This is a genomic window from Ancylomarina subtilis (assembly GCF_004217115.1).
In the GTDB taxonomy this organism is placed as follows: Bacteria; Bacteroidota; Bacteroidia; order Bacteroidales; family Marinifilaceae; genus Ancylomarina; species Ancylomarina subtilis.
Genome location: NZ_SHKN01000001.1, coordinates 2,485,639 through 2,509,379 on the forward strand (window position 1 = coordinate 2,485,639; position 23,741 = coordinate 2,509,379).

The following is a 23,741-nucleotide window of genomic DNA, read 5'->3' on the forward strand; positions in this document are numbered from 1 at the left end:
TTTTAGGGATGCTTTTTAATAACTTATTCGAAAGGAAATATTGATTATTCCATCGTTTCCCATTTCAAGTTATCAATGATAACTTGTTTTCCATCAACAGAAACATTCTTAAGCTCAATTGTTACTTCTCCAGAAACATTGATTCCTTCAACAACAAAAGTCTTTTTAGTATCGTCAGTTACAACTTCAGAAACACCTTTAGATTCGCCATTTACGAATAATTCAATTTTTCTTTCTTTAGTAGAAGTATATCCTCTATAAAAATCAACAGAGAACCTCTTGATACCTTTAGTCACTTTTACAGACTTGATAGAACTAGTTGATTTTCCTAACATTAAAGCTTCTCCATCATGAGTTACATCAGCATAATCAGATGCAGGACGTCCCTGTACAATTGACCATTTAACACCATCAACAGTATAATCTGCATCTGTATATGCTCCTGAATTTAATACTAAGTCAGTAAAATTTAGAGCATGTTCTCCAGTAGTTACCTCAACAGCAGCCTCTTCGTTGCCACCAGTATTACCTCCGTTATCTTCACCAATTCCTCTAATACCAATGCTTAACCAGTAATCAACTTCTTTTACATCCCACTCATTAGCAGCAGTAGTCCAATCAGGGTTACCCACACTAGTAGTTTCTTTTCTAATTAAGGTATGGTTCATTGTTGCGTTTTCAATACCAGCAACTGCCCAACCTTTATCTTTTCCTGGATCTTCAGACTGAATTCCTACAACATCACATAAACTCCATCCTGCATCAACTTTTTTAAATAAGCCTACAGCATCATTACCATTAAAGTGAGCTGGAGAAGGATAAGCTAGTTTTAAATTGGCTTTATCTATAATAGATGCATCCAATTGATCAGCAGCAATAACAAAAATCGCTTTGTCAGCAAGTTTTCCTTCTAAAACGATAGCATCACTCCAATCACCACCATTCGATCCTGTACGGATAGTGTAATTTGCCAAATCGATTTCAGCACCAGTTGCATTATAAATCTCAATATATTTGTTGTTTGAAGATCCTTCAGTATATTCAGAGAAATAAACTTTCTCTCCTGTTGTAGGATCTGGCTCTACAGCTTCAGCAAAACGTGCTCCTGTTAAGTCTAAATCTTCTATACCTCTCAATGCAATCTGAAAGCCTGAACCAAATGTATTTAGAATACCTGAAATTGAACCACTACCTTCAGGAACAACTTCTGTATTAAAGTTTGCATAGTTATTATTACTAATCTGAATTTTCTTTTCATCTGCAGTAACAAATTTAATAGCAGTATAACCGCTATTATCTTTATCTCCTAATAACTTGCCCATATCAGCAGTTACAACCTGCACACCTGTCACCTTAACTAAGGTTCCAACCATCTCAGGTGTTAAAGTTGAGATATCGCTCACCTCTTTAGGTGTGATGGCTTTATCTTTATCACCAGCAACAATTAAAGATTGAAGATTAGTTTCAGGAATACGTGATACTTTATACTTATCATCTGTAGCCTCAAATCCTAAAGTAAATGTATCATAGTATTTTGCAATATAAAAGCCTGCAGCTTTTACGAATACTTCCTGACCTGCTACAAACGTTTCATATAATTTAGCATCTTCTTTTAAGCAGCTAATTTTTACAGCCACATCGCCATCCTGTACATAAATTGCCTGATAAAAGTTGTTTGATTCCGCTTGATTAGAAACAACAATTCCTTTAAAAATAAAATCAGCAGGAACTTCAACTGCATCCCCAGTTGTAAGAGCGCGAAGATCAGCAATTGTTTTGTTAGCCACAGGTAATTCTGGCGTCGGATCTACCGGATCTGGATCAATTGGCGAATCGCTATCGCTACTACATGAAGTCATAGAAACAGAAAGTCCCATGATCAAAGCAAAAAATAAGTAATGTAATTTTCTCATCTTACAGTTCTTTGTTTAGTTAGTAATTGGATTATAAAAAAATGAAAAGCAAGCCATGCGAGATGACTTGCTTATATGATTATTCTGTTACTTTAATATCGTCTAAACGGTAAGTAGTGGTCTCAGTCTTACTACCTGTATATTTAAATGCTATGGATATGTGCTTACCCGCAATAACTGGCAAAGCAACATTGCCTGAAGATATCCAGGTATGATCTCCGTCCGTTTTTTGAGCAATGGTTACATCTAGAGTTTGCCAATTGGCCGTTTTATAATTGCTACCATCAAAATCATCAGCATAAAGAATCTCTAAAGGCTGATTGTCACCCAAGTGTTCCCAATAAGCTTTAGCTGTTTTTAAGGATAACTGCTTCTGAACAGAAACACTTACTGCCGGGGATATTAACCATGAGATAATTTCTTCATCATTTGATTTGTAACCTGAAGCTTGAGCATACACATCAGTATTATAAACTTTTGATATCCAATCACGAGTTCCTTTTTCCTTAATACTATGCCATCCTGTTAGTCCAATAGAGGCATTATCGGTTAAATTAGAAAAATCTACATCGAAATTATCAACTTGAGTTAGTGTGCCTGAATATTCTCCACTATTCGTTCCAAATCTGTCTCCAGTCAATTGAACATCATCCAATCTATTAATAACAAATTGCGGCTCTCCATTGTGATAACTTAACACTCCGGTCACACTACCGCTTCCTTCCGGCGTAATCAAGTGAGCAAATTTCGAATAATTACTTGTAAACAAAGGCAAATTATTTCCATTTGCATCGTTTAATTCGATTGTTGTTTTAAATGGAAATGCAGCATTGTGTTCAGGACCAATGACACCCCAAGTTTCTCCGGGATTATTCAGTTGAACATTATTAACGGTAACTAATGTAAATTTATAGTTACTATTGCTTTTTAACTCAGCTATAGTTCTCACTGCTGGAGTCATTGCAACAGGATACTTGTCTTTAAAAATATGAGCATCAATTGATGGTGATGGAATAGGAGCTAATCTGTATTCCTTAAATTTTTCCTGATCTCTATACTTATAAAAATAGAAAGAGCCTCCCAATTGAACTTCATTACCATATTTTCCAAGCGTCAACCCCTTACACTTTACAAATATCTTTTGTCCTTGAGCAAAACTTGTAAATAACGATGACTCACCTACAGAAATATTGATTCCTTGTGAATTTCCTTCAAGATCACCTTGAATCACAATATTCTTATAGAAATTCCCTTCTTTATCATCAGAGATGACATAACCAGAAATGTAAACATCTTCTTCAACAGTAAGAAATTCATCTGCTTTAAGATACTTTCCTGTAGAAGGAATTGCATTGGTATAAATAGATTTTAGATCCGCAATAGAGATTAAGCTTGCTTCAGCAGGTATCTCAAATGTTGGTTCTACTATTGTTGGTTCCGCATAATCGTCGTCAATACAGCTGTTCAGAAACAGCAACCCCATTAGCGCTACGATTATAGATAATGATATATTTTTCATCTTTAATTTCTTTTTATATCAACCGATTAAAATCTAAAACTCATGTTTAAGAAGAAGTTTCTTCCATAAGCATAATATAATTTAGGAGGGAATTGAGAAATATCGTATTCACTCTCATACTTACTGTCTGTTTTAATTCTTGATTGTTCGTAACCTCCAGTTATGAAATCAGTATTATTAAGAACATTTGAAACAGATAAATTAATATTGATATAATATTTGTAGTCAATTCTCCACGATTTACCAATATTCAGATCTAACGTAAACTGATCATCTAATCTTGTCTGTTTTGTTACTTTATCCAATAAACCTGTAAATAGATCAGCAGATTCAATATCATCAGAAAGGTCTTCAACTTGCTTATAACGATCAAAAGCAGCTTTAGTTCTACGTAAAGGATTATAGCTTAAATACATTTCACGGTAGTAGTTGGCATTAACTCCAACCCACCAGTACTTATCACTTGAGTACTTTAAACCTACTGTATAAGCTTGTTGAGGATATCCGGTTTCTTTAAAATCAGTCACATAAACAGGAACGGCATCCTGTACTGGCTTATCTTCATTATCAGCAATCATGGTCAGCAATGGGCGTGAGTCATATTTATGCTCCCCAACTGCTATAGCACCAATTAATGACAACTCATCTAGGAGCTTGTAATCGAAGCCAATTTCAATTCCCATATGCGTTTTATCAACACCTGACTGAATTGAATTCACAAAAGTTCTTGATTCATCATGATAAAACCCCATTGTTTTAATCTGATCCATGAACTTAGTATAATAAGCATTCGCTTTTAATTTAAAGTTTGGAGAACGATATGCATAACCCAAATCTGCAGTCATAATCGTTTCACTATTGTTCTGACCTTTATCTTTCAAAGAAGTGTGACGAGTACGAGGTGATAAAAACACATTACGGAAAGAAGGTGCTTTAGTCATATAACCTGCATTGGCAAAGAAATAATTTTTACCATCCATTTTATATGTTACTCCAGCTTTCACACCATAATTGAAATAGTTAAGCTTCTCACTTTCTCCTAAAGAATTATCCTGAAATAAGCCTTTACGCACTTTCGAATCTCTCCACATAGTCGTTTGAGTCAAACCTAAAGAAGCATAGTAATCAAACTTATCGAAAGAAAAGTTAGCTTGTGAAAATCCTGAAATTTTATCAACATGAGCGTCATAATCGTGACCGTAAACGTCCCCTTCCTTCAGCATTTGAGCTTGACCATTTTGAAGAAAATAATCGTAATCGTTTTGAACTCGGTCAACACGCTCCTGAGTAGTAAATACTTTTTCAGGATCTTGTCTTGTGGCAAACTTATCGACATTGAAGATAAAATCAGCTCCCATTAAATCATCAACCAAAGTGTAAGTACGAGCTTTGTATGAATTATAATTAGCACCAGCAATAAGTTCAATATTCTTACTCAACTCATGCTTAATGTTGATATCTGCTATAATTTGCTCGACATCACGTCTACGGTCTTCAACCATATATCGTGCATGTTTTCCATAGTTCTTACCATCTTCACCTATATAATCAGGATTATTATATAGATTTTTTTCGTACATCTTATCCCAATTCAATTGAGAGTTTGCCTTAAAATGATCAGCAATTTCACTATTATTTGCATTCGCAGGATAAATAGCCAAATTACGATAATAATCAGGTCGAGGATCAGCCGCATCAATCCAATTTAAGGCAGTACGACCACTTTCACCTTTGATTAAAGCTATACTTGTTTCAACTTTAGTTTTTGAATTCACATCCCAATAGTGCTTTAAGATAGCAACAGGCGTATGCGATTTTTGCATTTTAGCGTTACGCTTTTTGCCATCTTGCCATCCCCAGTTTGGGTTGTAGTAATTTGAACCTACAATATCATAAGCAGCTTGAACTGATGCGCCAGAACCTCCTCTTGTACTAGGTGCTCCAAAAACCGTTAAACCAATACTATGATGATCGTTAATTTTTTTCAATGCTGATAGGAAGTAGCCATAGGCATCATATGATGTACCATCGATATAACCTTCTTCTGACCAACGTTTTGATCCAGAAACTGTCAAAGCCCAACCATTATCCATCATACCTGTTGAATGAGTAATCATTGCACGGTTACGGTACGAACGATTAGACATTGAGTAAACCAATTTAGTACCCTTACGGTAAGAATCTGCTTTTGTATTGATATTGGTATTTCCTCCAAAGAAACCAAAACCATTATTTGTTGGCGCTAAACCATCAGAAACTTCCTGATTGCGAGTCACGTCATTTAAACCTCCCCACAGATACCAGTATGCTCTTCCATTCTCCATATTATTCATTGGAATACCATTGAAGAATACACCTGACTCTTCAGAACCATATCCTCGACGACGGAAACGAGCTGAACTAAACGTGTAAGCCGCAGCTGCATTGAATGGGTCTTTAGAAGAATTCAACATTCCAGACACAGCCATATCGCCTAAATCAGCGTCAACCTCTTCATCAGTAATCGAAGTTACATCCAACTCATCAAGCGATGGTAAAAATTTATTCACTTCTAAAACCAAAGTTCCCAGTGAAGTATTTTTTCCTTCAACAACATCAATTGTCTCAGTTAGACTAATAAATCCTTCTTGATTTAATTCAATCAGATGTTTTCCCTCAGAGACATCGGCAATCAAAAATTGACCATTCTCATCTGTATATACCCAATTGCTTGTACCTAGAACCTGAACTTGAACATGTTCAAGATATTGTCCATCCTTAGCACTTTTTACTTTTCCACTTACAGTACCCGTTTGAGCTTGTAAGGTAAAAGACATCAGAGTCCCCACCAACAGGAACAGAAAAATCTTCTTCATAAGAATTATTAAAGTTTGATATAAATAGTCAATGATAGAAATCTCTCAATCGTGTCCATGTTTCCCCCGAAACACAATCGATTGCAAATACAAAGACGGTTTGAAATTCTACTTTAAAATAAGAAAGTGGAAAGAGTGCCTTTTAAAATTACAGATCACATTTAAGGTGAACATGCACTGGCACTGAACACTATACTATAAACTGTATAGTCCGTTCTAGAGTCGAACGGTATAAAATGGTGCTTAAGAGGAGCAAAATTAGTATTTTTTTTCAGAAACCATTGTTTTTAAGACACAAAATTCGATTATTCAATTACTTAACGAAATATAAATGAATGATATCTGTCTGGAAAAAAGTGAAGCCATATCCAAAATATATTAGGCTATTCTCAAAAAATATCTTAATTTCGCCAGCGGAAAACAATCATTTTTAGCAAAACCAGCACAAATTAATTCGATCCCCCCGAATTAAGACTTCGTTTTCTAGTCCACTCCATTTGAAAATAATTTCTCACCCTTGTTCATGAATTTTTGCAACTGCATCCAATGAAATCGTTCCAAAATGAATAAAACAATGGCCGTGAAGTTTAAGCTTTAAAATCAAACTTAAATTATAGAATAAGCCCTTACGACATTGTACGAATTCGCTTATTTTATCAGGGATTACAATAGAAAAAATAAACACATGAAGAATTTTAAATTCAAACAGCTAGGTCTATTAGTTCTTTTAGCATGCTTCCTTTTCAATGTAAATGGGGTTTCTGCTCAAAAAAAAGAAAAAGAAATTGCATGTATCGGTTTCTACAATCTTGAGAATTTATTTGACACCCTTGATGATCCTGAAAAGCGAGATGATGAATATACGCCCGAAGGAAAAAACAAATGGACTGAGAGTAAATACAAAGCCAAGCTTTTTAATATGGCTCATGCTATTTCTTTAATTGGGAAAGAAGGCTGCAAAGAAGGCTTCTCAATTTTAGGTGTTTGTGAAGTCGAAAACCGCAAAGTTCTTGAAGATCTCGTTGCAGAACCAGCACTTGTAAATCGTAAGCTTCAAATTGTACACTACCCTTCTCCTGATAAACGTGGTATTGATGTTGGACTACTTTACAACCCCAAACGTTTTGAAGTCATCGAATCGAAAAGCTTCAGATTACATGCGTTTAGAAATGATGGAGATACACTTTTCACCAGAGATCAACTCCTAGTTACCGGTTTGCTGGATAAAGAAAAAGTACACGTCATTGTAAACCACTGGCCTTCGAGAAGCGGTGGTGAGAAAGTTAGTCGCCCAAGCCGTAATAAAGCTGCTCAACTTTGCCGTTCTATTTGTGACTCTTTAACTCAAGCCGATCCTAAGGCCAAGATTCTTGTTATGGGTGACTTAAATGACGACCCTTTCAACGATTCTGTAAAGAAACACCTAAAAACAAAGGCAAAAATCTCAAAGATGAGTCCTGAATTCATGTATAACCCATGGGAAAATATTCTGGCTAAAGGTTATGGAACACTAGCCTATCGTGATACCTGGAATTTATTTGATCAGATTATTTTATCAAATCCATTAATTGATAAAAACACTGAAGGTTATAAATTCCTAACATGTAATATATTTAAAAAGAAATTTATGATTCAGCAGGAAGGACGCTACAAAGGCTACCCTAAAAGACGCGAAGGTGGCTATTCAGACCACTTCCCGGTTTACCTTTATTTAGTTCGTAACAAATAGCTGTCTACTTAGATAAAGTCGTTAAAACTGCCTCAAAAGGGCAGTTTTTTTTGTATCCTTTAAAGCTATAAAACAAAAAAGCTATTCTGATTATTATCGGAATAGCTTTTAAACATAATAAAACGGCTTATTAGATAGTCATGATATCTTTTTCTTTAACTAATAGCAGCTCTTCAATTTTCTTACCATAAGCATCCGTTAATTTCTGCACATCATTTTCGGCATCCTTCTCAAGATCTTCTGATAAACCTTCTTTAATCAACTTCTTAAGCTCGACGATTGTGTCACGACGTGCATTACGAACACTCACCTTAGCATTCTCACACTCAGCCTTAGCCTGTTTTGCCAAATCATTACGACGCTCTTCTGTTAGAGCAGGAATGTTGATACGAATGATTTCCCCATTATTATCCGGATTAAAGCCCAGGTTCGAATTCATGATTGCCTTCTCAATAGGAACCAGCATTGCTCTTTCCCATGGCTGTACAGCAAGAGTTCTTGGATCAGGCACACTCACATTGGCAACCTGGCTCAATGGCACCATACTCCCATAATAATCAACAGTTACACCTGCGATCATATTTACATTCGCTTTTCCAGCACGAATTTTCACTAATTCTGTTTCAAGATGCCCTATCGCTGCATCCATCTTTTCCTTTGCATCCTCAAGATACATTTGAACTTCTTCATTCATAGGAGGAAGAGTTTAAGTATTTTATTATTATATAATTACATTTCTTATGTCAGCCATCGAGGCCACATACAAAAATAATAAAAAAATCGTTACTTGCTTATGTCTCAATAAAAGAGGCTAAATGCTTATACGTGAACCAAGGTTCCTATGTTTTCGCCATTAATTACTTTCAGCAAATTCCCTTTGGTATCCATATCAAAAACGACAATTGGAAGATTATTTTCCTTACACATGGTTGTTGCTGTTAAGTCCATCACCCTTAAATCTTTGTGATAAACTTCATCAAAACTGATCTTGTCATATTTTGTTGCCGAAGGATCTTTTTCAGGATCTGCAGTATAAACCCCATCAACACGAGTTCCCTTCAGCATAACATCCGCTTCAATTTCGATCCCACGTAGTGAGGAGCCTGTATCTGTTGTAAAATATGGATTTCCCGTACCCGCTGAGAAAATAGTCACATAACCTTCCTCAAGATAATCAACAGCCTTTTGTTTTGAATAAAACTCGCCTATAGGCTCCATTCTAATTGCTGTAAGTACTCTTGACTTACAATTGATTGCTTCAAGAGCGGAATTTAAGGCCAAACTATTAATTACAGTAGCCAACATCCCCATAGAGTCTCCTTTAACACGATCAAAGCCTTTGGAAGCTCCACTGAGGCCTCGAAAGATATTACCTCCCCCTATCACAATACCAACTTGCACTCCTTGGACTACAATTTCTTTAATCTGCTCTGCATAGTCATTTAATCTTTGAGAATCGATACCGTATTGTTGCTCTCCCATTAGCGACTCTCCGCTAAGTTTCAGTAAGACACGTTTGTATTGTAACATTTTAAGTCTAGTATTTTATTAGATATGAATAGATGAACCGAATAGAATCGGTCGAGATTCAGTTCATAAAAGCAGTCCTCAATATAAGAATTAAAAGCTTAATTGTTATGCTTTTAGATAGATCTGAAAAATATAAGTCCAAAAAAAAGAGTCCCTAAAAGGAACTCTTTTTATATGTAATAATAATTGTATTAAGCATTCAAAGTGAAACGCATCATAGCAGTTACAGTTAAATCTTTATCTGCTGTTGCTAAATATTGCTTAACGTTCATCTTACCGTCTTTTACAAAATCTTGGTTTAATAAAGTAGACTCTTTAAAGAATTTACCTAAACGACCTTGTGCAATTTTATCTAGCATTTGCTCAGGCTTACCTTCAAGGCGAGCCTTTTCTTTAGCAATTTCCAATTCTTTTGCAACGATATCTTCAGCTACACCATCCTTATCGATAGCAACTGGTGCCATAGCTGCAGCTTGCATAGCAACATCACGACCCATTTGCGCATCAATTTCCTTATTGAAACCAATAAGAGTCGCTAGTTTGTTACCAGCGTGAATATAAGCAACTGTTGATTCAGCCTCAACTTTATCGAAGAAACTTAGATCGATTTTTTCACCGATCACACCAGTTTGTTCAGTTACAAGCTCTTCAATCTTTCTACCATCTAATTCCATAGCTTTTAAAGCTTCTAGGTCAGCTGGCTTATTAGCGATAGCTACATCAAGAATCTTACCTGCAAATTCAACAAAACTATCGTTCTTAGCAACGAAGTCAGTTTCACAGTTCAAAGTAATCATTGCTCCTGATTTCTTATCTTCAGATACCTTTGCTAAAACCACACCTTCAGTTGCTTCTCTGTCAGCACGTTTATTAGCAATAGCCATCCCTTTTTTACGGATTTCCTCAACCGCTTTGTCAAAATCACCATTGGTTTCAACAAGAGCTTTTTTGCAATCCATCATACCTGCGCCAGTTGCTTTACGCAACTTAGCTACATCTGCTGCTTTTATAGACATCTTAATAGAAATTTATAAGTTTAATATTTACTCCTTATCTTTTGCTACATCTTCAGTTGCCTTAGCTTCTGGAGCTGCTTCTTCTTTAGGAGCTTTTTTAGCCTTAGCTGTTTTCTTATCAGCAGCTTCTTTCTCTTTCTCGTTCTTTCTTTCTGATAAACCTTCCTGAATAGCTCCAGTTACTTTATCTAAAATAATAGAAATTGAGTTAGAAGCATCGTCATTAGCTGGAATAACAAATTCCACACCTTCTGGGCTTGAGTTTGTATCTACCATAGCAAATACAGGAATTCCCAAACGGTTAGCTTCTTTAACAGCGATGTATTCTTTCATTACGTCAACTACAAACAAAGCTGCTGGCAATCTGGTCAGATCAGCAATGCTACCTAAGTTTTTCTCTAACTTAGCTCTCTGACGAGATACTTGTAGTCTTTCTCTTTTAGAAAGGTGGTTCAATGTACCATCAGCTTCCATTTTGTCAATAGTTGACATCTTTTTCACTGCCTTTCTGATAGTAGGGAAGTTGGTCAACATACCACCTGGCCAACGCTCAGTTACATATGGCATGTTTACGTTGCTTACTTTTTCAGATACAATACCTTTAGCTTGTTTCTTAGTTGCAACGAATAAGATTTTTCTACCCGATTTTGCAATTTGTTTCAATGCTGCAGCAGCATCGTCTACTTTTACGGCGGTTTTATGCAAGTCGATAATGTGAATACCGTTACGCTCCATAAAAATATAAGGAGCCATTTTTGGATTCCATTTTCTGGTCAAGTGACCAAAGTGACAACCTGCTTCTAATAATTCTTCAAATGTAGTATTAGACATTTTGTTTTCTTTTAAATTGTTTACATTCATCTTAATGGCAATTACTAGGTAGTTCTATCGTGTAAAAACGGATAGAAGTCTTAGTAATTTTGATACTAAACCTGCCACAAAAATATTAACGCTTGCTAAATTGAAATTTCTTACGAGCTTTTGGTTGACCTGGTTTCTTACGTTCAACCTCACGTGGGTCACGTGTCATGAATCCAGCAGTTCTCAATGCTGATTTAGATTCTGCATCGATTTTCACTAGAGCTCTAGAAATAGCCAAACGAAGTGCTTCCGCTTGACCAGTTACTCCTCCTCCATCAAGGTTAACCTTGATATCATACTTATCAGCAACCTCAAGAAGGTTTAATGGCTGAGTAACGATGTACTGAAGAGTCCCGGTAGTAAAGTACTCTTTAAGCTCTTTTTTATTGATGGTAATCTGACCTTTACCTTCGCTAACGTATACACGAGCAACTGCTGCTTTTCTACGTCCAATAGCATTAATAACTTCCATACCTATTATTTAATAGTGTTTAAATCTAATTTCTTAGGCTGCTGAGCTTCATGCTTGTGCTCAGGACCTGCATATACGTTAAGGTTTCTGTAAAGTTGGCTACCTAAACGATTTTTAGGAAGCATACCTTTTACAGCCATCTCAATCACTCTCTCAGGGTGCTTTGCAAGAACAATTTCCGGATTTGCAAAACGCTGTCCCCCTGGGTAACCAGTGTAACGGATATACTGCTTATCAGACATTTTCTTACCTGTCAAACGGATTTTCTCAGCATTGATAATAATCACGTTATCTCCACAATCAACATGAGGAGTGTAGTTTGGCTTCAACTTACCTCTTAGCAACAATGCTACTTTAGAAGCAAGACGTCCCAATACTTCATTTTCTGCATCAATAACAACCCACTCTTTAGTAGCAGTTGCTTTATTGGCAGAAACTGTTTTGTAACTTAATGTATCCACTTTATAAAGTTTTAATAATTAATACTTCAATACAATTATTCAATTTGGCCTGCAAAAGTATCTGTTTCCAATAAATACACCAATTTTTCAACGATTTATTTATGAATAACTTAAACCCTGTGTGGATAATCGGGGCAATATTGGATTGTTAAGTTATTCCCACAAATCAAATTCGTGTACCTTAAATAAATCGACTTAAATACTTGCTAAGGGTAGTAAAATCAATCTATTAAGATGAAAAAACAGCACTGTCAATGACCACATTGCATAAATGCTCTGCAAAAGTATAAAATTTATTTGGGATAGAAACTTTATTTTTCTAAATATTTTATCCTTACCGAGTTGGGCAATAGAATTAAAGGATAAATTTTGTGATATGGGATAGAATGTATCTTAATAAACATACACACTTACTGCCTTAGTTCCATTTCAATTTTTTCAGGAAAAACTCCCCGTTTATTCTAACAAAGACAGAGGTTGCATAAGAAAAATCATGTGAGGCATTCATATCCAGATAAGCATCAACTTGTCCGCCCAATAGAATCCCTTTAGCAATTGACTTTTGAATTCTATATTTACCGGTAAACATCTCCCGTCGCGCTTTAACATAGCTATTATCGACAATTGACATCGATTGAAATAAGGCTGAACCTCTTGCTGAGTTGAATTTATGACCACTCCAATACCCCAGTTTGATATCAGAATGTTGGGTACTTCCGCCAAGTCTGAAATGAAAGGCGCTGCCTTCTCCAAAAACAAATTCCTTAACGGATGAATTATCTCTAAACTGAAGATGCAAAATTTCAAATCCATAATTTTTGAAGCGGGAATTGTGAATTGCCTTCTCAAAAGAAAATCCGGCTACAAGATTTCTTACGGTTTGCTTATTTTTATTTGAAGCATCAATTTCGCCACCTCGGTGTGTAAACAAGATCTGCATCGGAATAGACAAAGAATAGTCAGACTCTGGATTGCTTAAAAGCAAATCAGCCACAAATCCAAAACTAAAAACCTCGTTAAACGGATCGTTCTGAAAAATAAACTTCTCCCAGTTTATCCACGTTTCCGCTTTTAAAAATGGTGATTTGTATAGAATCTGGAGCCCATTCTCAGCTTTATCGGTAAAATACCTTTCAGGCTCAAACAATGCCTCGTGCAAATGGTGATTGTCTTCTTGATTTAAACTCCCCAAATTGAAAGATAAGCGATCGTTCGTCTGATAATGGATGGTAAATACAGGTTCACTTTCGGAATAACCGGACAAACCTGAATATTTTTGAAGGCGAATCCCCGCCTCGATTCTAAAATCAGAACTTGGATAATAAACTAATTTTGGGGTTGCCAGATAACCAATATAGGTTTCGCCTTTTGCAAATTCGCCACTGTACTCGTTATTCTTGATAAAGTTCAGATTCTCAACTCTAAAAAATAAATTATTTTCAGCATCCGTCTTAAATTCTCCGAAATGAGAATAAAACGGATTGTACTGTTGAGCCTGAATAAACTGATTCGAGAAAACTAGCAGGAATAACAAAATCAGGCAAAATCTCTTTGGTCGCATAATTATCATCGGTTTGACCCCGGCAATATATGAAAAGATCTACTCTCTTTTAAGGAATTTTAACATTCCGTTAACAAGGCAAAAAGCTTTAGAAACCTCGGATTCCCTCAATATATTTAAAACTAAAGCTTAAGATAGGATTGATAAGGACAGACTCAGATCATTTAATTATTCATTATGAATATCAGAAGCTCCTGAACACCTCAAAAAAGACCTAAAAAGTTAAGAAACCTAAGGAGAATTAAGCAAAATCTGAAATAAAGCCATGAGACTGCTTATCACTGGTTATTCATTTTATCTAAAAATTAAAACCTCAAAACAGATACTACGTTCACACTATTCAGGTATACTGAACTATACCACTAGGTAATATAACACAATCAGTCCGTATAACAAAAAATAACATCAATTTTATCTCACAGATAAAACGCAAAACAAGTTCACAGAAAAACATCAATACCACGCCATTTCTTATTGAAATCTAACTAGGAAAAATAGAATTTTACAGACTCTTTGACGCTGGTCATCCTTAAATTCTATAATGAATAACAAAAAAAATCCCCATCTAAAAGATGAGGATTTAGCAAAAAAATATTTTCTATATTATTATTGAGCAAGAGCATTTGCTCCGGAAACAATCTCAAGAATTTCGTTCGTAATTGCAGCCTGACGAGCCTGATTGTAATGAAGTTTAAGCTCCTGAATTAAATCACTTGCATTATCAGTTGCCTTATGCATTGATGTCATTCGAGCTCCGTGCTCTGAAGCAACAGAATCGAGCATAGCACCAAAGAATTGTGTTTTCAATGATTTGGGGACTAATTCACTAACAATAGCTTCTTTCCCTGGTTCGAAAATATAGTCCGAATGAGCATTTGCATCTTCATTCTCATCATTTACAATAGGTAAAAATTGCTCGTTAGTCAAAATTTGAACGCCTGCATTCTTAAATCGATTATACACCAATTCAACTTTATCGTAATTCCCTGCAACATACTCCTTCATAATTGAACTTGCAATTGCAGACGTATTTTCAAAGCTCATATCATCAAAAAGCTCATTGTGGTGGCCAATAACCTGATAAGCTTTAGACAAGTCTTTAAACCCTTTCTTACCAATGGTAAGAACCTTCAAATTTCCTTGTGCTCTCTGACTAGAATAAACACCCTTAGCAAGCTCATTTACACGCTTAATTACATTCGAATTGAAAGCGCCACACAAACCTTTATTTGAAGTTATAGCAACCAATAAGACTTTATCAGCCTTACGCTCACTGCCATAAATATTATCCTCCGAATCGCTCAGACTTCCTGATAAACTCCCCAAAATTTCATGCAATTTGTCAGCATAAGGGCGAATTTGCAAAATCGCATCCTGAGCTTTCTTCAGCTTGGCAGCAGATACCATTTTCATAGCAGCAGTAACCTGTTTGGTTTTCTCTACGGATGAAATTCGGGTACGTATTTCTTTTAAATTGGCCATTTTATAATCAAATTAAATGGCTTTTGTAAATACCATTGACTTCTAAAAATTAAAAGCCAATGGTGTTATACTAAAGCTAGTTTTTATATTTCTCAGATACTTCTGCAGCAACCTGACGCATTGTATCTTGCGCTTGATCTGTATATTTTCCCGTTGCCAACTCGGCTAAAACATCTTTGTGTTTCAACTCCATCATGTCCAAGAAATCTTTTTCAAATTCCTTCGTTTTCTCAACAGGTACACTACGAAGTAAGCCCTGACTTCCGCAGTACAAAATGGCAACTTGTCTTTCAACTGAATAGGGTGAGTACTGTCCTTGTTTTAGGATCTCAACATTCTTAGCACCCTTATTCAATACCGATAAAGTGGCAGCATCCATATCCGATCCAAATTTAGCAAAAGCCTCAAGTTCACGATATTGTGCCTGATCCAGTTTCAAGGTTCCAGCCACTTTCTTCATCGACTTAATTTGAGCATTACCCCCAACACGAGATACCGAAATACCCACATTAATCGCCGGACGAATCCCCGCATTAAACAGGTCAGATTCAAGGAAAATCTGTCCATCAGTAATGGAAATTACATTGGTTGGAATATAAGCCGATACATCACCTGCCTGAGTTTCAATAATTGGCAAGGCAGTTAATGACCCCCCTCCTCGAATGATAGATTCGCCATTTTCATCCTTTGCATCAATCAAACTCTGAGGTAAATCATTCATTTGACGAGCAATATCGTCTGAATTAATAATTTTAGCTGCACGCTCTAACAAACGTGAGTGAAGGTAAAAAACATCACCTGGATATGCTTCACGTCCTGGTGGACGACGAAGGAGTAGAGAAACTTCACGGTACGAAACCGCCTGTTTCGATAAATCATCATAGATAATCAGTGCAGGACGTCCGGTATCACGGAAGAACTCACCAATTGAAGCCCCTGCAAAGGGTGCGTAAAATTGAAGTGCAGCAGGATCAGAGGCTGTTGCCATCACAATAACGGTATAGGCCATTGCTCCATGATCCTCAAGTGTTTTGGCAATATTAGCTACAGTTGAGCCTTTCTGCCCGATTGCAACATAAATACAATAAACAGGCTCTCCTTTATCGTAGAATTCTTTCTGATTGATAATGGTATCAATCGCAATGGCTGTTTTACCTGTCTGACGGTCACCAATAATTAATTCACGCTGTCCACGACCGATAGGAATCATGGCATCAACAGATTTCAAACCTGTCTGAAGAGGCTCGTTTACCGGTTGACGATATAAAACTCCCGGAGCCTTACGTTCCAAAGGCATTTCATATGTTTTACCTTGTATTGCACCCTTACCATCTACAGGTTCACCAATGGTATTAATCACACGCCCTAACATGCCTTCACCAACATTGATAGAAGCAATTCTATTCGTACGTTTTACTGTATCGCCTTCTTTAATCCCTCGAGTTTCACCAAGCAATACCGCTCCTACATTATCCTCTTCAAGATTAAGAACGATACCTAAAACACCATTCTGAAATTCGATCAATTCATTTGATCCAACGTGTGACAAACCGTAAATACGGGCAATTCCATCACCCACTTGTAGTACGGTTCCAACTTCTTCAAGTTGCGCTTCGGTTTTTAGACCTTCTAATTGCTGCTTTAGAATTTCCGAAACTTCAGCAGGTTTAATACTAGCCATATTTTTTATTGCTTTTGTTACGATTCAAGACTTATGTATGAGATTCAAGATCCACAGCGGTGCGGTATAAAGACTGATACAGCCTTATCTCAAACTTCAAAATTCTTTATTTATTAATTTATAAGAGCTCAGCTTAAAATTAAGTCTAGCCTTATACTAATGCTCTTTTAATGCGATTCAATTGTGTAGAAACACTGGTATCTAACTCCTGATCATCAACCCGAAGAATAAAACCTCCAATGATATCCTTATCCAGAACTTCTTCTAACTCAATTTTTGAATTAAAAGCCTGTTTAAGCATTTCACCTAGCTTTGTTTTGCCTTCCTCATCAATCTGAACAGCAGTTGTTAATTTTGCAGATACAATTCCCTGATCTTTTCGACATAAAGCCAAAAAATTACGAACCATATCTTTCATGAAAATTTCACGACGGTTTTGAAAAACCATATCCAGAAAGTTAAGAGTAAGAGCATCAAGCTTATCAGCTAAAATCAGTTTGACAGTCTTTCTTTTCTGAGACGTTTTAACCACCGGACTTTCAATCATCAACCAGAAATCCTTCACTGTATTGCAAAGTTCTCCAACAAGCTTCATGTCATCCACAATTGTGTCTAACATGCCTTTTTCTTTTCCCAGTTGGAAAAGAGCTTTTGCATATCGAACCGAGATTTTACTTTCGTTCATATCTTCTAATTAATTGCTATCCCCAAGGGATAGATGTTCGACTTTCAGAGAATTAATTGATATTGACGTCCTTCATCAAGTCCTGGAAATAATCCTTCTGTTGTTGATCATCTTCGAACTGACGACGTAAAACCTTTTCTGCAATCTCTACTGAAAGACTAGCCACCTGTTTTTTTATCTCTCCTAAGGCAGCCACCTTATCACTTTCTATAGCTTGACGAGCTGATTCAACAACTTTTTCTGCTTCTTCAGATGCTTTTTTCTTGGCTTCACCTACGATTTGCTCACCCAATTCCTTAGCTTCTTTCAGCATATTCTCTCTTTCACGTCTGGCTTCTTTCAAAATCTTTTGATTATCCGCCTGAAGTTTAGCCATCTCTTCTTTTGCTTTTTCAGCTGAAAGAAGAGCCTCCTTTATAGAGTCATTACGTTCCTCAATTGCATCAACAATTGAAGGCCAGGCATACTTCTTCAATAGAAAAAAAACAGTTGCAAAAGCAATAAACATCCAAATGAAAGTCCCCAATTCGGGAGTTACTAAGCCCATAGTATTCTATATTTATAATTACAATGCGTAATTAATGATTTTTTAACTGAAAGGTTGGTCCCCACAATTTGTCGCCGACAACCTCATTGAACAAATTGTGGGATAATACTATTAAAGTACGATAGCCAACAAACAAATAATGATTGCGAAAAAAGCAGCACCTTCAATAAGGGCAGCAGAAACAATCATGTTTGAACGGATATCTCCAGCAGCCTCTGGTTGACGGGCGATACTCTCAAGAGCAGATCCACCAATCTTACCAATACCGATACCGGCAGCAATAGCAGCTAATCCAGCGCCAATTGCAGCACCAAATTTTGCAAGAGCCACATTTGCAGCAGCCTGAAGAATAATTGATAATGTAATCATGATAATTTAGTTTAAAATTTATAAAACTATAATGTCTCCCGAAGGAGTTTGATTCAATTTAAACAGACTTATAAGTCTCCATTTTTAATGATGTTCCTCTACCGCCATACCAAAATAAAGGGCCGATAGAAGAGTAAACACATAAGCTTGAATTAAAGCAACAAGCAATTCCAGTACATCCATGAAAATAACAAAGAAGACCGAAACAACTGAGGTTCCCATTCCAAGTGCCGGACTCATTTCCCCAAAAATGAAAATCAAAGAAATGAAGGCCAAAACAATCATATGACCTGCAGTAATATTTGCAAAAAGTCGAACCATCAATACGAATGGTTTTGTAAAAACACCCATCAACTCAACCAATGGCATCAAAGGCACAGGAAATTTCAACCACCAAGGTACCCCCGGCGTATTAAAAATGTGCTTCCAATAATTTTTATTTCCATTTACTGTTGTGATAATGAATGTAAACAAGGCCAATACCATCGTAATGGTAATATTACCCGTCACGTTGGCACCTCCTGGCAAGAAAGGCACCAAGCCCATCATGTTGTTCAACCAAATAAAGAAAAAGATGGTCAACAAAAAGGGAACAAATTTCTTGTATTTTTTTTCACCAATAGCTGGCTTAGCAATCTCATCAATAACAAAAACGATGATAGGCTCTAGATATGCCTGAAGACCCTTAGGTGCCTGTCCTTTTCTTCTGTTATAGGTTTTAGCAACTGAAATAAATATTAGAAGTAAGAAAACCATGGAAATCAACATCGCCACAACATTCTTAGTCATCGAAACATCAAAAGGTCGCACTTGATGCCCATTAACCATCTCAACAACCTTTCCTCTGTATTCACCTTCCTTAGCCAGTTCGAATCCCTTGTAAGATGCATGACCATGGTGAAATTTACTTGACATGAAAACATGAAACCCCGAATGCTCAGAATAAACAATTACAGGTAAAGGTGCGGTAAAGTGAAAATCACCATATGAAAAAACATGCCAATCGTAAGAATCAGCAATATGATCCATTATAAAATTACCAGGTTCAAATTTCTCTTTTTTGTGGCTCTCTTGATGAGTCTCATGCTCGTGCTCATCGCTAACTGAAGCAAAAGCCGGAGTTAGACAAGTAAAAAAGAATGCGATAAGTAAAAGTCGATGAATGTGCTTCATTCCATTCGAAAATATCAGATTAATAAAACGGTATTTAACTTGTTCATGAAACAAGATCTAACCGGAAATAACTTAAAATCAATCCAGAACAAAACATGGTAAAAAACACCATGTTTATCCTTGCCATAGGCCCCTTTTTTTTAAGCCCTCCAAATTTAATAAAAAAAAGACATAAGATACCAATTTGTCTTTATTTATCTCACTTTGATTTTAGACTCTTCACTAATGACGTGACTTCGAATACCGTATAAAAAATATAACAGGTGGCAAAATACAAAATAAAACTCAGCGCTTCTGATCTGTTCAATAAGACAAAAACAATTATAATGGTCAGGTTTAAAAATAACTTCACAGCAAACCATGCCATAAAACTTGTATTAAATGCCATCGGGCTTTTCTCTTTCGTCTTTAATAGGGCTGAATGCTGCACCAAATTAAAAATAAAAAAATAGAAAATAATAAAAGGAAAGATCGGATTGAACCAAGGATTCAAAACTTTATAAAACAAGCCCAAGGTCAGAATTAATAGTATTATAGAGAGCAATCCCAGTTGGGAAATATGTTTTTTCATGCAGTTCAAGTTTTTTTTATGTGATCAAAGTATTGATTTGTTCAAAATCTCCATGAAAATACGGAAAGTCTACAGATTTCAGCTATCCTTCTTAAAAAAATCCTTAAGGGCTATATACAAAGAAAGTATCACCCCCAGAAATGCACCCAATACTGTGAATCCTGGAAAATCGTTTTCCAGATATTTATCAGCTTGCATACCTGCGAACAATACTAACAGTATAATGGCAATCATTTGAAATGCCAGACCAGAATATCTGGCAGCTTCTCTTAATTGCCTTTTTTTCTTTTCAGCATCTATCTTATTTGACGGCTTTTTTTTCATCTTTTACAACGGCCTCATTTCCCATTTTACATGTACCTGTAAACTTAGCGCCCGGCTCAACAGAAATTTTAACAGTATTAATGTTACCCAAAATTAAAGCGGATGATTTAAGACTGATAAGCTCACTTACATGAATATTTCCTTCAATACGACCAGAAACGTCAATTGTTTGACAAGTAATATCCCCTTCAACTTTTCCAGTAGGACCAACAACAACCTTACCTTTTACAATGATTTTTCCTTTTACAAAACCATCAATTCGAATATCTCTTGAGGCTTCAATATCTCCATTGATAGAAGTCCCATCGCAAACTAAATTAACTGCTGTAGTTTGTACCTCGTTATTTCTGCTCATTTTATTTTCGCTTTTAAACATTTTAGTGACCTATTTTTCAAACCTTCTTCATAATCCATTAAAACGAATTAAACCTTACGAAGAAGGAGTCTAATCATACAAAAACCGAACGCTTATCCATATCGACTGATCGTTAATCAAAATATCGCATTCTTTTTTCAAGTTTCACAAATATAAAAAAAGCATACAGACCTACATCTTTTTTTAGCCTTTTTTAATTTTCACACTCAACTTTTGATGAAGCAAATTCGAATCCCAATAGCTTTCTCTCAGAATGCAGCCCTTAAGATTAACGTGCTAATTAAAATTTTATTTAAAATATCAGAAAAAAAGATGCCCCAAACCGGAGCATCTTTAACTAGAAACCAAAAATGTTTGTGGAGATAAGCCTAAAGATCTTTAAGCATTGCTGCAATTTCTTTTTCAAAATCTTTGGGTGCAATATTGGGTTCGATACGACGAACCAGCTTACCACTTCTATCAATTATGAATTTTGTAAAATTCCATTTAATCCCATTCCCCTCATAAATTTCCGGAAATTTCTCACTCAAAAAAGATTTGAACTTTTGACCTGATGTTGAATCATCAAACCCCCTAAATGGTTTTTGTGAGGTGAGCATTTTATAAAGTGGATGCGCATTTTCACCCCTCACTTCAATTTTTTCAAACATAGGAAAACTAACCCCATAATTTTTATGGCAGAATTCTGCAATTTCAGTCGAACTACCCGGCTCCTGTCCTAAAAACTGATTACAGGGAAAGCCTAATATTACCAAACCCTGATCTTTATACTTTTCATACATCGCTTCCAAGCCTTCGTACTGAGGTGTTAAACCGCATTTACTGGCCGTGTTCACCACAAGTACCACTTTACCTTTATAAGAACTCATGGGCACTTCTTCCCCCGATAAAGAATTCAACTTAAAATCATAAAATTTAGCCTGTTTTTCCTGAGCCTGTAATGGTATTACAAAAAGACTCATTAGGATTATAGTACAAATAGTTATTGCTTTCATTTTTCTACTTTTTAATATTTATCAGGCAAGTTATTCATAAAAGATGAAATAAAAGACAAAATTATCTTAAATATTATTCCCTCTAAATTAAATCATATTAATCATTGAAAATAAAAACCATTTTAAGAGAAATTGAACGAAGCAATGAACATTCACAAAAAAAGATATCTTTGTATGATTCAGTATAGATTTTGAAGAACAACCAAGTCATTATATTATGAATAAAGAAGCTCTAATAGATAAATATAACGTTCCCGTACCACGATATACCAGTTACCCAACGGTTCCGTTCTGGGGAAACGAAACGCCTGATGTCAAGCAATGGTTCAAACATGTAAAACGCTGTTTTACAGAGTCGAACCAGACGAAAGGGATTAGTATTTATATTCATCTGCCATACTGCGAGAGGCTTTGCACCTATTGTGCCTGCACAAAAGTGATAACCAGAGACCACAAGGTTGAGGACTCATATATTGATGCCCTTTTACAAGAATGGCAAATCTATTTGAATGAATTCGATGAAAAACCGATACTAAGGGAACTTCATCTTGGAGGAGGAACGCCAACCTTCTTTAGTCCCGAAAATCTGAAACGATTAATCAATGGTATCAAGTCAGAATCTGAGCTTCATCCTGAATATGAATTCAGTTTCGAAGGGCACCCCAACAATACAACGCGCGAGCACATGCAAGCACTATACGAAGTTGGTTTCAGACGAGTAAGTTTTGGCGTTCAGGATTTTGACCCGGAGGTTCAAAGAGTCATCAATCGACTTCAATCCTACGAAACGGTTAAAGAGGTAACTGAAATTGCACGAGAAATCGGCTATCATTCGGTTAATTACGATTTGATTTATGGTCTTCCTAAACAAAAATTAAGCTCAGTAAAAGATACCTTCGATAAAGTTTCAGAGCTAAAACCTGACCGAATAGCTTATTACTCATACGCTCATGTACCATGGAAAAGTAAAGGACAGCGTTTGTTTACCGAAGAAGATATTCCAAACAGTGCTGGAAAAAGAGCTTTATATGACTTAGGGAAAGAGAAACTTGCTGAACTAGGCTACGATGATGTGGGAATGGACCACTTCTCGCTACCACATGACAACCTATATCAAGCTAAAATTGAGAAGCGTCTTCACCGAAACTTCATGGGCTATAATACATCTCATACTGAGCTTTTGATTGGGTTAGGTGCCTCATCTATTTCTGATGCAAAATATGCTTACGCTCAAAATCCAAAAGAGATACACCTATACAAAGCCGCCTCTGAAAAAGGCGAATTAGACTTAGTTAAAGCCTGTAACCTTACGGATGAAGATTTAGAAGTAAAAAAAGCCATCCTTGACATTTCGTGCAGAAGAGAATTGGTGTTCTCAAATGAATTAAAACCTTACTTGCCCAAAACCATTGAAAGTGAATTGCAGATAATGGCTGACGAAGGCATCTTAACATTCGACTCTGAAAAATTAGAAGTGACTGATTTAGGTATGACTTTCTTGCGCAACATCTGCAAGTTATTCGATAATCGACTTAGAAATGCCAAAGCCGGTGAGAGTAATATGTTTTCAAAAGCCATCTAATTTTGTAGCTTTACATAGCAATAGTGTATTGTTATCTAA

At 36.1% G+C, this 23,741-nt stretch carries 21 protein-coding genes; 2 read left to right on the forward strand and 19 right to left on the reverse strand.

Annotated features, from left to right (window positions below; genetic code table 11):
- Positions 1-44: 44 nt before the first annotated feature.
- The 3 genes from EV201_RS10205 to EV201_RS10215 form a co-directional block, all read right to left on the reverse strand.
- Entirely contained in the window at positions 45-1,913 is a 1,869-nt protein-coding gene (locus tag EV201_RS10205) for a DUF5689 domain-containing protein (protein ID WP_130307468.1), read from the reverse strand.
- Between the two features lie 79 nt (positions 1,914-1,992).
- Positions 1,993-3,432 (reverse strand): DUF5689 domain-containing protein, encoded by a 1,440-nt coding sequence (locus EV201_RS10210; protein WP_130307469.1) that lies wholly within the window; start codon positions 3,430-3,432, stop codon positions 1,993-1,995.
- 26 nt (positions 3,433-3,458) lie between these two features.
- Positions 3,459-6,287 carry a carboxypeptidase regulatory-like domain-containing protein gene (locus EV201_RS10215; RefSeq protein ID WP_130307470.1) on the reverse strand — a complete coding sequence of 943 codons (2,829 nt, stop codon included), beginning with the start codon at positions 6,285-6,287 and terminating at the stop codon, positions 3,459-3,461.
- A 685-nt stretch (positions 6,288-6,972) separates the two neighbouring features.
- On the opposite strand from EV201_RS10215, the gene EV201_RS10220 reads away from it, so the two are divergent.
- On the forward strand, positions 6,973-8,016 hold the full coding sequence (locus EV201_RS10220; protein WP_207224431.1) for an endonuclease/exonuclease/phosphatase family protein: 1,044 nt from the start codon (positions 6,973-6,975) through the stop codon (positions 8,014-8,016).
- Between the two features lie 130 nt (positions 8,017-8,146).
- On the opposite strand, the gene frr is transcribed toward EV201_RS10220, so the two are convergent.
- The 16 genes from frr to EV201_RS10300 form a co-directional block, all read right to left on the reverse strand.
- Positions 8,147-8,710 (reverse strand): ribosome recycling factor, encoded by a 564-nt coding sequence (gene frr, locus EV201_RS10225; protein WP_130307471.1) that lies wholly within the window; start codon positions 8,708-8,710, stop codon positions 8,147-8,149.
- Positions 8,711-8,835: 125 nt separating this feature from the next.
- Positions 8,836-9,546 carry a UMP kinase gene (gene pyrH / locus EV201_RS10230; RefSeq protein ID WP_130307472.1) on the reverse strand — a complete coding sequence of 237 codons (711 nt, stop codon included), beginning with the start codon at positions 9,544-9,546 and terminating at the stop codon, positions 8,836-8,838.
- Between the two features lie 191 nt (positions 9,547-9,737).
- Positions 9,738-10,562, reverse strand: a complete 825-nt coding sequence (gene tsf / locus EV201_RS10235; protein WP_130307473.1) for a translation elongation factor Ts — start codon at positions 10,560-10,562, stop codon at positions 9,738-9,740.
- Between the two features lie 27 nt (positions 10,563-10,589).
- Positions 10,590-11,393, reverse strand: coding sequence for a 30S ribosomal protein S2 (gene rpsB / locus EV201_RS10240; protein ID WP_130307474.1), 804 nt, complete (start codon positions 11,391-11,393; stop codon positions 10,590-10,592).
- A 115-nt stretch (positions 11,394-11,508) separates the two neighbouring features.
- Positions 11,509-11,895 carry a 30S ribosomal protein S9 gene (gene rpsI / locus EV201_RS10245; protein ID WP_130307475.1) on the reverse strand — a complete coding sequence of 129 codons (387 nt, stop codon included), beginning with the start codon at positions 11,893-11,895 and terminating at the stop codon, positions 11,509-11,511.
- A gap of 5 nt (positions 11,896-11,900) precedes the next feature.
- Positions 11,901-12,356, reverse strand: coding sequence for a 50S ribosomal protein L13 (rplM, locus tag EV201_RS10250; protein ID WP_129254151.1), 456 nt, complete (start codon positions 12,354-12,356; stop codon positions 11,901-11,903).
- Positions 12,357-12,774: 418 nt separating this feature from the next.
- A complete protein-coding gene (locus tag EV201_RS10255) occupies positions 12,775-13,917 on the reverse strand; it encodes a hypothetical protein (RefSeq protein ID WP_130307476.1) in 1,143 nt (380 codons plus the stop codon).
- 606 nt (positions 13,918-14,523) lie between these two features.
- Positions 14,524-15,399, reverse strand: a complete 876-nt coding sequence (gene atpG, locus EV201_RS10260) for an ATP synthase F1 subunit gamma (RefSeq protein ID WP_130307477.1) — start codon at positions 15,397-15,399, stop codon at positions 14,524-14,526.
- A gap of 76 nt (positions 15,400-15,475) precedes the next feature.
- Entirely contained in the window at positions 15,476-17,080 is a 1,605-nt protein-coding gene (gene atpA / locus EV201_RS10265) for a F0F1 ATP synthase subunit alpha (protein ID WP_130307478.1), read from the reverse strand.
- A gap of 151 nt (positions 17,081-17,231) precedes the next feature.
- Positions 17,232-17,765, reverse strand: a complete 534-nt coding sequence (atpH, locus tag EV201_RS10270) for an ATP synthase F1 subunit delta (RefSeq protein WP_130307479.1) — start codon at positions 17,763-17,765, stop codon at positions 17,232-17,234.
- Between the two features lie 52 nt (positions 17,766-17,817).
- Positions 17,818-18,312 carry a F0F1 ATP synthase subunit B gene (gene atpF, locus EV201_RS10275; RefSeq protein WP_130307480.1) on the reverse strand — a complete coding sequence of 165 codons (495 nt, stop codon included), beginning with the start codon at positions 18,310-18,312 and terminating at the stop codon, positions 17,818-17,820.
- A gap of 111 nt (positions 18,313-18,423) precedes the next feature.
- A complete protein-coding gene (gene atpE / locus EV201_RS10280) occupies positions 18,424-18,681 on the reverse strand; it encodes an ATP synthase F0 subunit C (RefSeq protein WP_207224432.1) in 258 nt (85 codons plus the stop codon).
- Positions 18,682-18,765: 84 nt separating this feature from the next.
- The gene (gene atpB / locus EV201_RS10285; protein ID WP_130307481.1) at positions 18,766-19,854 is read right to left on the reverse strand and encodes a F0F1 ATP synthase subunit A; all 1,089 of its coding nucleotides are present in this window, start codon (positions 19,852-19,854) and stop codon (positions 18,766-18,768) included.
- Positions 19,855-20,503: 649 nt separating this feature from the next.
- On the reverse strand, positions 20,504-20,749 hold the full coding sequence (locus EV201_RS10290; protein ID WP_130307482.1) for an AtpZ/AtpI family protein: 246 nt from the start codon (positions 20,747-20,749) through the stop codon (positions 20,504-20,506).
- Entirely contained in the window at positions 20,727-21,104 is a 378-nt protein-coding gene (locus EV201_RS10295; RefSeq protein WP_130307483.1) for a bactofilin family protein, read from the reverse strand. The genes EV201_RS10290 and EV201_RS10295 overlap by 23 nt, the downstream gene beginning before the upstream one ends.
- Positions 21,105-21,493: 389 nt before the next feature.
- Positions 21,494-22,120, reverse strand: coding sequence for a glutathione peroxidase (locus EV201_RS10300; protein WP_207224433.1), 627 nt, complete (start codon positions 22,118-22,120; stop codon positions 21,494-21,496).
- Between the two features lie 217 nt (positions 22,121-22,337).
- Between EV201_RS10300 and hemN the strand changes: the two genes are divergently transcribed.
- A complete protein-coding gene (hemN, locus tag EV201_RS10305; RefSeq protein ID WP_130307484.1) occupies positions 22,338-23,702 on the forward strand; it encodes an oxygen-independent coproporphyrinogen III oxidase in 1,365 nt (454 codons plus the stop codon).
- Positions 23,703-23,741 lie beyond the last annotated feature (39 nt).

What these genes read in the sequence shown, in the direction of transcription:
- atpA (WP_130307478.1), bottom strand. Translation starts at nt 17,080, where the DNA reads ATGGCTAGTATTAAACCTGCTGAAGTTTCGGAAATTCTAAAGCAGCAA.
- atpE (WP_207224432.1), bottom strand. Translation starts at nt 18,681, where the DNA reads ATGATTACATTATCAATTATTCTTCAGGCTGCTGCAAATGTGGCTCTT.
- rpsB (WP_130307474.1), bottom strand. Translation starts at nt 11,393, where the DNA reads ATGTCTAATACTACATTTGAAGAATTATTAGAAGCAGGTTGTCACTTT.
- EV201_RS10210 (WP_130307469.1), bottom strand. Translation starts at nt 3,432, where the DNA reads ATGAAAAATATATCATTATCTATAATCGTAGCGCTAATGGGGTTGCTG.
- EV201_RS10205 (WP_130307468.1), bottom strand. Translation starts at nt 1,913, where the DNA reads ATGAGAAAATTACATTACTTATTTTTTGCTTTGATCATGGGACTTTCT.
- EV201_RS10290 (WP_130307482.1), bottom strand. Translation starts at nt 20,749, where the DNA reads ATGAAAAAAAAGCCGTCAAATAAGATAGATGCTGAAAAGAAAAAAAGG.
- atpG (WP_130307477.1), bottom strand. Translation starts at nt 15,399, where the DNA reads ATGGCCAATTTAAAAGAAATACGTACCCGAATTTCATCCGTAGAGAAA.
- EV201_RS10215 (WP_130307470.1), bottom strand. Translation starts at nt 6,287, where the DNA reads ATGAAGAAGATTTTTCTGTTCCTGTTGGTGGGGACTCTGATGTCTTTT.
- EV201_RS10220 (WP_207224431.1), top strand. Translation starts at nt 6,973, where the DNA reads ATGAAGAATTTTAAATTCAAACAGCTAGGTCTATTAGTTCTTTTAGCA.
- rpsI (WP_130307475.1), bottom strand. Translation starts at nt 11,895, where the DNA reads ATGGAAGTTATTAATGCTATTGGACGTAGAAAAGCAGCAGTTGCTCGT.
- EV201_RS10300 (WP_207224433.1), bottom strand. Translation starts at nt 22,120, where the DNA reads ATGAAAGCAATAACTATTTGTACTATAATCCTAATGAGTCTTTTTGTA.
- EV201_RS10255 (WP_130307476.1), bottom strand. Translation starts at nt 13,917, where the DNA reads ATGCGACCAAAGAGATTTTGCCTGATTTTGTTATTCCTGCTAGTTTTC.
- tsf (WP_130307473.1), bottom strand. Translation starts at nt 10,562, where the DNA reads ATGTCTATAAAAGCAGCAGATGTAGCTAAGTTGCGTAAAGCAACTGGC.
- atpH (WP_130307479.1), bottom strand. Translation starts at nt 17,765, where the DNA reads ATGAACGAAAGTAAAATCTCGGTTCGATATGCAAAAGCTCTTTTCCAA.
- atpF (WP_130307480.1), bottom strand. Translation starts at nt 18,312, where the DNA reads ATGGGCTTAGTAACTCCCGAATTGGGGACTTTCATTTGGATGTTTATT.
- frr (WP_130307471.1), bottom strand. Translation starts at nt 8,710, where the DNA reads ATGAATGAAGAAGTTCAAATGTATCTTGAGGATGCAAAGGAAAAGATG.
- EV201_RS10295 (WP_130307483.1), bottom strand. Translation starts at nt 21,104, where the DNA reads ATGAGCAGAAATAACGAGGTACAAACTACAGCAGTTAATTTAGTTTGC.
- hemN (WP_130307484.1), top strand. Translation starts at nt 22,338, where the DNA reads ATGAATAAAGAAGCTCTAATAGATAAATATAACGTTCCCGTACCACGA.
- atpB (WP_130307481.1), bottom strand. Translation starts at nt 19,854, where the DNA reads ATGAAGCACATTCATCGACTTTTACTTATCGCATTCTTTTTTACTTGT.
- pyrH (WP_130307472.1), bottom strand. Translation starts at nt 9,546, where the DNA reads ATGTTACAATACAAACGTGTCTTACTGAAACTTAGCGGAGAGTCGCTA.